The sequence below is a fragment of the Streptomyces oceani genome, from assembly GCF_001751245.1.
GTDB classification, from domain to species: domain Bacteria; phylum Actinomycetota; class Actinomycetes; order Streptomycetales; family Streptomycetaceae; genus Streptomyces; species Streptomyces oceani.
Genome location: NZ_LJGU01000093.1, coordinates 126,221 through 135,587, shown reverse-complemented (window position 1 = coordinate 135,587; position 9,367 = coordinate 126,221). Strand labels below are relative to the sequence as shown.

The 9,367-nt window shown below is 65.8% G+C and carries 7 protein-coding genes; 4 read left to right on the top strand and 3 right to left on the bottom strand.

Features of this window, described 5'->3' with window-relative positions; genetic code table 11:
* Nucleotides 1-101: 101 nt before the first annotated feature.
* Nucleotides 102-3,566 (top strand): non-ribosomal peptide synthetase, encoded by a 3,465-nt coding sequence (locus tag AN216_RS26320; RefSeq protein WP_170843000.1) that lies wholly within the window; start codon nucleotides 102-104, stop codon nucleotides 3,564-3,566.
* 5 nt (nucleotides 3,567-3,571) lie between these two features.
* Here AN216_RS26320 and AN216_RS01975 read toward each other — a convergent pair whose 3' ends face one another.
* Nucleotides 3,572-4,783, bottom strand: a complete 1,212-nt coding sequence (locus AN216_RS01975) for an IS110 family RNA-guided transposase (RefSeq protein ID WP_170842999.1) — start codon at nucleotides 4,781-4,783, stop codon at nucleotides 3,572-3,574.
* Nucleotides 4,784-4,987: 204 nt separating this feature from the next.
* On the opposite strand from AN216_RS01975, the gene AN216_RS01970 reads away from it, so the two are divergent.
* A complete protein-coding gene (locus AN216_RS01970; protein ID WP_070194808.1) occupies nucleotides 4,988-5,194 on the top strand; it encodes an MbtH family protein in 207 nt (68 codons plus the stop codon).
* A 56-nt stretch (nucleotides 5,195-5,250) separates the two neighbouring features.
* On the opposite strand, the gene AN216_RS01965 is transcribed toward AN216_RS01970, so the two are convergent.
* Nucleotides 5,251-6,057, bottom strand: a complete 807-nt coding sequence (locus AN216_RS01965; RefSeq protein ID WP_070194807.1) for an acetoacetate decarboxylase family protein — start codon at nucleotides 6,055-6,057, stop codon at nucleotides 5,251-5,253.
* On the opposite strand from AN216_RS01965, the gene AN216_RS01960 reads away from it, so the two are divergent.
* Together AN216_RS01960 and AN216_RS01955 are read left to right on the top strand one after the other, a co-directional pair.
* Nucleotides 6,056-7,282, top strand: a complete 1,227-nt coding sequence (locus AN216_RS01960; RefSeq protein WP_170842998.1) for an aminotransferase class I/II-fold pyridoxal phosphate-dependent enzyme — start codon at nucleotides 6,056-6,058, stop codon at nucleotides 7,280-7,282. The genes AN216_RS01965 and AN216_RS01960 overlap by 2 nt on opposite strands.
* A gap of 48 nt (nucleotides 7,283-7,330) precedes the next feature.
* A complete protein-coding gene (locus tag AN216_RS01955; protein WP_070194806.1) occupies nucleotides 7,331-8,074 on the top strand; it encodes a GNAT family N-acetyltransferase in 744 nt (247 codons plus the stop codon).
* A gap of 218 nt (nucleotides 8,075-8,292) precedes the next feature.
* Here AN216_RS01955 and AN216_RS30585 read toward each other — a convergent pair whose 3' ends face one another.
* On the bottom strand, nucleotides 8,293-8,709 hold the full coding sequence (locus AN216_RS30585) for a winged helix-turn-helix transcriptional regulator (RefSeq protein ID WP_275522091.1): 417 nt from the start codon (nucleotides 8,707-8,709) through the stop codon (nucleotides 8,293-8,295).
* Nucleotides 8,710-9,367: the final 658 nt, after the last annotated feature.

The following is a 9,367-nucleotide window of genomic DNA, read 5'->3' as shown; positions in this document are numbered from 1 at the left end:
GGCGACTCCGTTGCATGGCATCTCGACGCTGCTCTGCACTCCAAGGCCGCCGAANTGCGGCGCGGTGTGCGGGTGTGGAGCCGGGTTGGGCGCCGCCGGCGGTGCAGTATGCGGACTATGCGGTCTGGCAGCGGGAGCTGCTGGGGTCGGAGGAGGATCCGGGCAGTCGGGCGTCGCAGCAGTTGGAGTACTGGACCACCGCATTGCGGGGGCTGCCCGACCAACTCGCCCTGCCCTTCGACCACCCCCGACCCCCCGTCGCCAGCTATCGAGGGGCCCAAGTCCCCTACCATCTTTCCTCCGCCCTCCACGCGGATCTGACCCGTCTGGCGCGGGAGTGTGGGGTCAGCACGTTCATGGTGTTGCAGGCGGCGTTTGCTTCCCTACTGACGCGGTTGGGTGCGGGAGAGGACATTCCGCTGGGTACGCCGGTGGCCGGGCGTACTGATGAGGCGGTGGAGGACCTGGTCGGGTTCTTCGTCAACACTTTGGTGCTGCGTACCGACACCTCCGGCAATCCGACGTTCCGGGAACTGCTGGCGCGGGTGCGGCGCTGTGACCTGGCCGCCTACAACCACCAGGATCTGCCGTTCGAGCGGCTGGTGGAGGTGCTGAACCCGACCCGCAGCATGTCCCGGCACCCGCTGTTCCAGGTGATGCTGGCTTTGCAGAACAGCCCCCAGCCCGAACCCGCCCTACCCGGCCTCACCACCACAATCCAACACCTTGACCCGTCGATAGCTCGTTTCGATCTCACGCTCAGTCTCACCGAGCACCACGAGCCCGACGGAACACCCGCGGGCATCTCCGGTCCGCTCACGTATGCGACCGACGTCTTCGACCAGGACACCGTCGAGACTCTCGGACGTCGCCTGACACGTCTCCTCGAAACCGCGCTGGCCGATCCCGACATCGCGCTGACGAGCATCGACTTGCTCGAACACCACGAGCACCGTCAACTGACCCGGAAACTCAGCCACACGACTGCTCCTGCCCCCGTCCAAGGCCCACTGGAGCAGTTCACCAACCACGTCCGTCTTCGCCCCGACGCCCCCGCCGTCACCTACCGCGACGAGGTGCTGAGCTACAGCGAGCTGGATCAGCGTGCGGCACGACTCGCTCACGTCCTCTTCGCACACGGAGCAGGCCCCGAGGAGACCGTCGCAGTTGCCCTTCCCCGCTCCATCGAACTCGTCGTCGCACTCCTCGCCATCCTGAAGACCGGGTCCGCGTACTTGCCGATAGACCCCGACCACCCGGCCGAACGACTCTCGTACATGCTCAACGACGCGCTGCCGGTCTGCTGCATCGGCGTGGAGGCGGTTTCCGAGAAGCTGCCAAGCGGAACGCTCACGCTGGACGACGCGCGAACCGCCGCAACCATCGACGCCAGCCCAGCGACGTTCTTCGCCTCTGACTCCCAGTCCTCAGGCCACATGCGGATGGCCGTCCTCTACACCTCGGGCACCACCGGGACACCCAAGGGTGTGGTGCTCACCCGCAGCAACATCACGTCCATGGTCGACGAGGTGCAAAGAATCTTCCACCTGGACGAAACCGACGTCGTCCTGCACAAGGCCCCGCTCGGTTTCGACGCGTCGATCGAGGAGATCTTCTGGCCTCTCCTCACCGGTGCACGACTGGTGATAGCTGAACCCGACGGTGACAAGGACCCTGCGTACCTTGCCGATGTCATCCGCGCTCACCAGGTCACCACCATCGACGTGGTTCCCACGTTGCTCGAAACGCTCGTGGACGAAGCCGCACCCGACGGCCTCCCCTCGCTGCGCCGGGTGCTGTCTGCCGGCGACGTCCTCAGCCATGAGGTGGCAGACCGCTTCACCGCCGTGACCTCGGCGGCGCTCACCAACCTCTACGGCCCGACCGAGGCCACCGTCAACGCGACCTACTGGAACAGCTCACCCGAGGTGGACAATGGAGCACCCCCGATCGGACGGCCCACCCCGCACACGCACGTCTACCTGCTCGACAACCACCTCCAGCCGGTTCCCCCCAACGTCACCGGCGAGCTCTACATCGCCGGTGACGGGCTGGCGCGCGGCTACCTCAACCGCGCGGCGCTGACCGCTGACCGCTTCGTCGCCGATCCGTTCCGGGATGACGGAGCACGCATGTACCGCACGGGCGACCTCGCACGCTGGAGTCGGAGCTGGCAACTCCAGTTCGCCGGACGCAGTGACCACCAGGTCAAGATTCGTGGTGTGCGCATCGAGCCGAGTGAGATCGAGGCCGTCCTGGCCAAGCATCCCGCGGTCCGCACAGCGACCGTCGCCCCGCACGAAGACCGACTCGTCGCCTACGTCACCGCCCTCCAGGGAACCCGTCCTGCGGAGGCGGCAGAACTGCAAGCCCACGCTGGTGCGTTCCTCCCCGACCACATGGTGCCGTGGGGCTACATCACCCTCGACGAACTCCCCCTGACACCCAACGGCAAACTGGATCGCAAAGCACTTCCCGCCCCGGACCTGGCAACCCTTTCACCCTCGCGTACAGCCGCCTCGCCCACAGAACAACTGCTGGCAGCCCTGTTCGCGGAGGTTCTGGGCGTACCAGAGGTCGGGGTGGACGACAGTTTCTTCGACCTGGGCGGCCACTCCCTGCTGGCCACCCGCCTGGCCGGGCGTATCCGGGATACGTTCGGGGTGGAGCTGCCTATGAGCACGCTCTTCGAGACCCCCACCGTCGCCGGCCTCCTCCACAGCCGATTCGGTGCGGAAGGCACCCAGGCGACCGAGGCGGCCCTGGAGGTCGTGCTGCCGCTGCGCTCCGGCGGTGGGCCAGCCCTGTTCTGCGTTCACCCGATCGCGGGCATCAGTTGGAGCTACGCGCGCTTGCTCCCCTTGCTGGACAGCACCATTCCCGTCTACGGACTGCAAGCCCGGGGGTTGCTGCCGGAGCACACCGTCTCCGGTTCCCTTACGGAGATGGCCGCCGACTACGTGGAACAGATGCGCAAGGTGCAGCCCTTCGGCCCCTACCACCTCGCCGGATGGTCACTCGGCGGGTCCATCGCTCACGAGATGGCCGCTCAACTCAAGCGTGCGGGCCACGAGGTGGGTGTCCTGGCGCTCTTGGACGCACATCCGCAGGACCCCCCGGAGCTAAGGGGCCACACCGGAGTGAACGAGCGGGATGTCGTGGGCTCGCTGCTCGCCCACTTCGGGCTGGAGCCCCAAGCCTCCGACGACGCCCGCCGCGCGCAATTGCTGGCCTATCTCGGCGAGCAAGAGCACCACCCCCTGGGTGCCGACTCCGAAGGACTCGGCCGGCTCATCGCGGTGTACGCGAACACTGCACGGCTCGCCAGTGCCTTCACCCCGCAGCACCTGGACCACGATGCCCTCACCTTCACCGCCACGGCAGAACCGGAAGCGGCAAGCTCAGCCCAGAGGTGGACACCCTTCATCGCCGACGAGATAGAGGACTATCCCGTCTTCTGCCGGCACGCGGACATGTTGGAGGCAGCCCCTGCGGCACTGATTTGCCGGGTCCTGAACGACAAGATCACAGCCACTTCGCCCCGAACCGGACAGGAATCTCAATGATCGTGTCAAGCCGCCTGCGTGACCGGGGGGACGGGGGTGAACAGCCTCTGGTCACGGAGCATGGCCCACAGCACATCGACTCGCCGTCGGGCGAGCGCAAGCAACGCCTGGGTGTGGATCAACCCTTCGGATCGCTTCCGCAGGTAGTAGTCGCGAGAGGGCCCGGGCCTCATCATGGCGGTCTGTGCGGCCAGGTAGAAGATGTGCCGCAGACGGCGGTTGTAGCGTTTGGGCCGGTGGTTGTTGCCGGTGCGGCGGCCGGAGTCCCGGGCGACCGGGGCCAGGCCGGCGTGGGAGGCGAGGCGGCCGGCGTCGCGGTAGCCGGACAGGTCACTGACGATGGCGACGAACTCGGCTCCCAGGATGGGGCCCATGCCGGGCATGGACTCGATGATCTCGGCGCGGTCGTCGGTGCGGAACGTCTCGCGGATCTCCCGGTCGTTGTCCTTGATCCGCTCGTCCAGGGCCAGCAGTTGGTGGGCGAGGTCACAGACCAGCTTGGCGGCCCGCTTCTCGCCGGGCAGGGCGATCTGCTGGGACTGGGCGGCCTCGACGGCCTTGGCCGCGACGGTGCCGGCGCTGCGGACCTTGCGTCGTTCCAGCCAGGTCGTCAGCCGCTTGACGCCGATCCTTCGCAAGGCTGCCGGGACCTGGTACTCGGTCAGCATGACGACTGGGCCCTTGGCCGAGGAGTAGTCGAAGGCCCTTTCCAGGGCCGGGCAGATGCCCACCAGCAGGTCACGGAGCCGGTTGATCAGCCGGACGCGGTCGGCGATCAGGTCGGCGCGGTGGTTCGTGAGCACCCGCAAGGTGGAGACCAGCTCCGGGGGTGTGTCCAACGGAGCGAAGCTCTTGGGGCGCATGCGGGCCTGGTCGGCGATGACCAGGGCGTCCTTCGCGTCGGTCTTGCCCTCGCCCTGGTAGGCGCCGGACATCCGATTGACCGTCCGGCCGGGAACGTAGACCACGTCCTGGTCGTGTGCGATCAGCAGGGCCAGCAGCAACGTGGAGGCCCGGCCGGAGATGTCCACCGCCCACCGCACGTCCTCAGCCCGCTCACAGGCGGTCTCGATGAGAGCGAGGATCTGGGCCTCGTCGTTGATTACCTTCGTCGAGAACATCGCCTCGCCGTCGGCGTCGACCGCCACCGCCCAGTGGTGCCCCTTGCCGGCGTCGATCCCGACCCATATTCGAGCCTGCCGCGTACTCAAGTCCATCGCTCCGTATCCCTCGTGACCCGCATTCCATGGTCCGAGGAACACCCCGCCGACAGGTCCCTAACCAGCGATGACCGCAGTTCTCAATCAGTGGCCGGAGCGTCCCGGAGGACCGGGCGGCCATTCCTCTCGAGCCATCAACGGCAAACCGTCATCAGCCACACCCGGTCCCCCCGGACCGCCAACCATTCTTAGGGAAGCGTCATGACCAACCCTTTTGAAGAGGACGCCAGCTATCTCGTGCTCATCAACGAGGAGAACCAGCACTCACTGTGGCCGGCTCATCTCGTTGTGCCCGGCGGATGGCAGACCGTTTTCGGCCCCGAGCCCCGGCAGGGCTGCCTGGAGTACATCGAGGCGCAGTGGACGGACCTGCGCCCCAGAAGCCTGATCGAGCAGATGGGCGGGTGAGGCGGGCGGCCCTTCGGACCGCCCGCGTGGCAGCGAGAAGCTTGTCTCCACCTCGCTCAGGCCAGTACCTCACCACCCGTCAGGGTCTCGGCGTAGGAGAAGGAGTACCCCTTCCCCACCTGTTCGGGAATGAGAGTCGCCAAATCCGTGTCCAGCGCCCGTACACCGTCCTCGAAGAACCGCATATCGGCCACACCGGACCACACCTCGGAAAACTCAACACCCTCCACACAAGAGGTGATGAGTCGTTGCCGGGAACCCGCACCAGCCAGCCACGGCGGCGTCACCTCGCTGTGCACCAGCGGGAGGAGGCTCAAATCCGGAGGGGAGTCGACCTTCTCGGTCAGTGTCACGGTCGCTTCCGCGATACGCCGGTCGTGTACGGCCAACGACCCGGACATCCGACCACCAGGTTCATGGTGAGTGGCGGCCCGCCCCACAGCGATTGGCCGACTCATACGAATGCTGCCGAACTGCTTGGGCATTCCCTGTATCCAACCCCGAGCCAGGGACACCGCGGAGTCGACCCACGCGTATGGGCACCGGGCCATGGCACGTCCCTCGTACTGGCAGCCCAACAGCAGGAGAAATTCCGAGAATTGACAGCGTGCGGGGTCGGTGAGTTCCGACTTGTCGGCGGAGCACCACTGCCAGTCGGAGAACACCGCAGCGGCAGCGCCCGGGTCCGACGCCGACACTCCTTCGGGGAGGAACCTTTGAGCTGCGTCCGGGTCCACACGGCAGTCGACCCACAGCATGTTCCCCGAAAAATGCCATGGAGGAGGCGTAATCATCGAGGAGACACCAGTGGGAGACAGCGGAAGCGAATACCCGGCGAGTTCTTTCGGAGGTTGCAAAGACATGGGGAAATACTACCGGGAAACGCCACTCGAAAGGTCGGAGACGGGTGAATCACGAACCATCGACTGGTCCTTCGAAAGCATCGTCCAACATGCGGCAGCAGAAGGGGTATACGACCTGGGGCCAGGCTATCTAGACCCTCAGCTGATACCGGTGCCGGACATCAAGGCAGCCTTCGACGAGGCGCTCTCCCGCTATGGCGCCGCCGCGCTCGCTTATGGCCACAACCAGGGCGCGTTGCCCTTCCGGGCAGCGGTCGCCGATCGGCTAGCCGACGGTGACGGCACCGATTACACACCATCCCACCTCCTCGCCACCGGAGGAACCTCGCAAGCGCTCGACCTCCTGGCGGCTGCGGTAGCCGAGCCGGGTCAGGCAGTCGTGGTTGAGTCACTCACCTATGATCTGGCCCTGCAGATTTTCCGGGACCGCGGCCTCGTGGTGTACGCAGTGGAACGGGACAGCGAGGGCATGCTGCCGTCCGCTGTTGACCAGGCCGCGGCACGGGCCCGGCAAGAACGTAGAGGGATCGCGTTCGTCTACCTCGTTCCCACCTTCCACAACCCCACGGGCAGTGAGATGTCGCAGCCCCGTCGTACCGCGCTGCTGGAATCAGCGGCACGCCACCAGATGCTTGTCGTCGAGGACGACGCCTACGCCGATCTGCCGCTGACGCCCCGGACCCGGCAGCCGTCGCTGGCAGGCCTGGCTGATTTCCGCGGAGTCGTACGGCTCGGTACCTTCTCCAAGTCACTGGCGCCCGGACTGCGCCTGGGATGGTTGGCCGCGGGCCCGCGGCTTTGCCGAGAGCTGGCGGGCAGAGGGCTGTTCACGAGTGGCGGATGCCCCAGTCACTTGGCAGCTCTCGCGGTTGGTCTGCTATTGGAGAGCGGTTTCTACGAGGACCACCTCAGATGGCTGCACAGCGAACTGAAGTGTCGCCGTGATGCTCTGACCGACACCCTGCACAACCTGCTCCCCGGTGAATGGCATCTGCGCCCTGCCGATGGCGGCCTGTTCAGCTGGGTCGATATCCCCGCCGGAGTCAGCGAATTCGACGCGGTGGCAGCGGCAGAGCAGGGCGGCGTCCTGACCTCGCCCGGTGAGCGTTTCGGTAGCGACGCCGAGCCCGGCGTCCGGCTCTCCTACGCCTACAACTCCCCGGAACGTCTCGCGGCTGCGGCGGCGTCACTCGCGGACGCGTGGCGGCCCTTGTCCGCAGGGTAGCCCCACTGCCCGGCGTGACGACCGATCTGAACGAAGAAGGGCACAACCATGGAATTCGAGATATCAACGCTGGCACAGAGGCCGAGCCTGCTGGGCGATGTCTGGTCGCTGAACCCCACATGGCCGGAGTTCATGTACCACGGACCGGTAGGCGACTCGCACTACGGCGGCTTCGTCGACACCTTTCACGACTTCACCATGGTGGCGACGGAATCCGGGCGAGTCGTCGCCCGGGGTCACAGTGTCCCGTTCGCCCTCGATCTTCCCGGGCGCAAGCAACTGCCCCCCGGCGGCTGGGACCGCATACTGATATGGGCCTTTGACGACCACCGGCGCCGCCGCAAGACCGACATCGTCAGCGCTGTCGAGGTCGTCATCAACCCTGACTACCGGGGGCAGGGACTCTCCACGCAGATGCTTCGGGCCATGTCCGACAACGCTCGTGAGAAGGGGTATGGGCGACTCGTGGTCCCGGTCCGGCCCGCTGCGAAGCACGAGGAGCCGCACACTCCGATGGACGACTACCTCGCCCGCACAGGTGCAGACGGCCTGCCACAGGACCCATGGCTGCGGACCCATGTGCGTATCGGCGGTAAGATCGTCGGTGTCGCACCCAGCTCAATGGTGGTTCCCGGCTCGCTGCAGCAGTGGCGGGAGTGGACCGGACTCCCCTTCGACACTGACGGCGCTATCGCCGTGCCCGGCGGCCTCGCACCCGTGCTGTGCTCTCTGCAGGGTGATTGCGCCGTGTACGTGGAGCCCAACATCTGGGTGGAACACAAACTCACCTGAGAACTCTCAGACAACCAGATCCTGCTTGGTCAACGTCCGGGTTCCACGGACTGGTACCTCGCTGGATCTACCGAACTCGTGGACTCGTCCACCTCCGTCGCAACGCGCCAGCCGCGCCGGAGGTGGACGAATGGTGCCAACAGGGCCGATGGGGAACCGTCGGCCGAGCGGGGGTACTCGGCCGACGGTGGTGAGGGGGTCGCACTGCGCAGTTCCGTCTACGGGCCTTGGCGTTGCCACCAGCGGGCGAGATGAGAGAGCGGTGCAAGCAACGAGGTCCCACGTGTGGTCAGGTGGTAACTGACCGCAGGTGGCGAGGACTCGGTATGCACTGTTCTGCCCACCAGCCCATCCCGCTCCATCGCACGTAATGTCCGGATGAGGACCCTGTCGCTGATCTCTCCGGGAATCGCTCGCAGCAGCTCGTTGTGGCGCTTCGGACCAGAGACCAGCGAACTCATCACGGCGACGCACCACTTGCTGGCTACGAGTTCGAGGGTGGCACGCGCGTGACTCCAGTCGATGTCCGGAGGAACCGGATAAGCAGCTGCTTGATCGCCCCTGCGCGACGTTCGGCCGACTTCAGCGTTGGTGCGGTGCAGCTGCTGAGCACTCCTCGCATGGGTGGAGGTCACCTGCTGAGTACGTCCGCCCGTTACGTGGCCGTCATCGGAAGCGGCAGGGTGTTGAGCCGTACTGGACGGCAGGCTTCTTGAAGTCACTTACCGTTCCCCCATATCCGTGTGTCACTCCGGATCCGCCACCACAGCTGCAACGTCGACTCGAACGGCGTCTCTGAGCCATGGCCGACGGCGCTTGGCCACGAGGACCCTCAGAAGCGTGACTCTCCCCGCTGGCTGCACGTAGCTACCTGCGCATCCATGCAGCTACGCCTAGGCATAGTAACGGTAAAACACTGTTGATGCATGCGCATTGGGCCTCCTGTAGATGACTCCGGAGTAAGCCGGGAACTTCGGGATGTGCACGTGGCGAATCCTCGGCACCGGATCACTGTCGACCACAGACCTGGCCCTTCATTCGCGCCTGCCTGGCCAAATCAAGGGGCGGAGCCGTCGCTAACCGACATTTATGTCACCTCTTGCGGGGCGTCACGAGTCACTGCATGCTGACCCGCATCACCACACACGAAACGGGGGCTCCAGAGTGGTTTCCACGAAGCATCGCGGCTGACGTCGTCGCCGACGCGTCACAGTGCAGCGCGAGTTGATCAACCAGCCGGAGTGCACGCCTGCCTTCGAGGTTAAGATCCTCGCGCTTGGTATACGCAGTTTC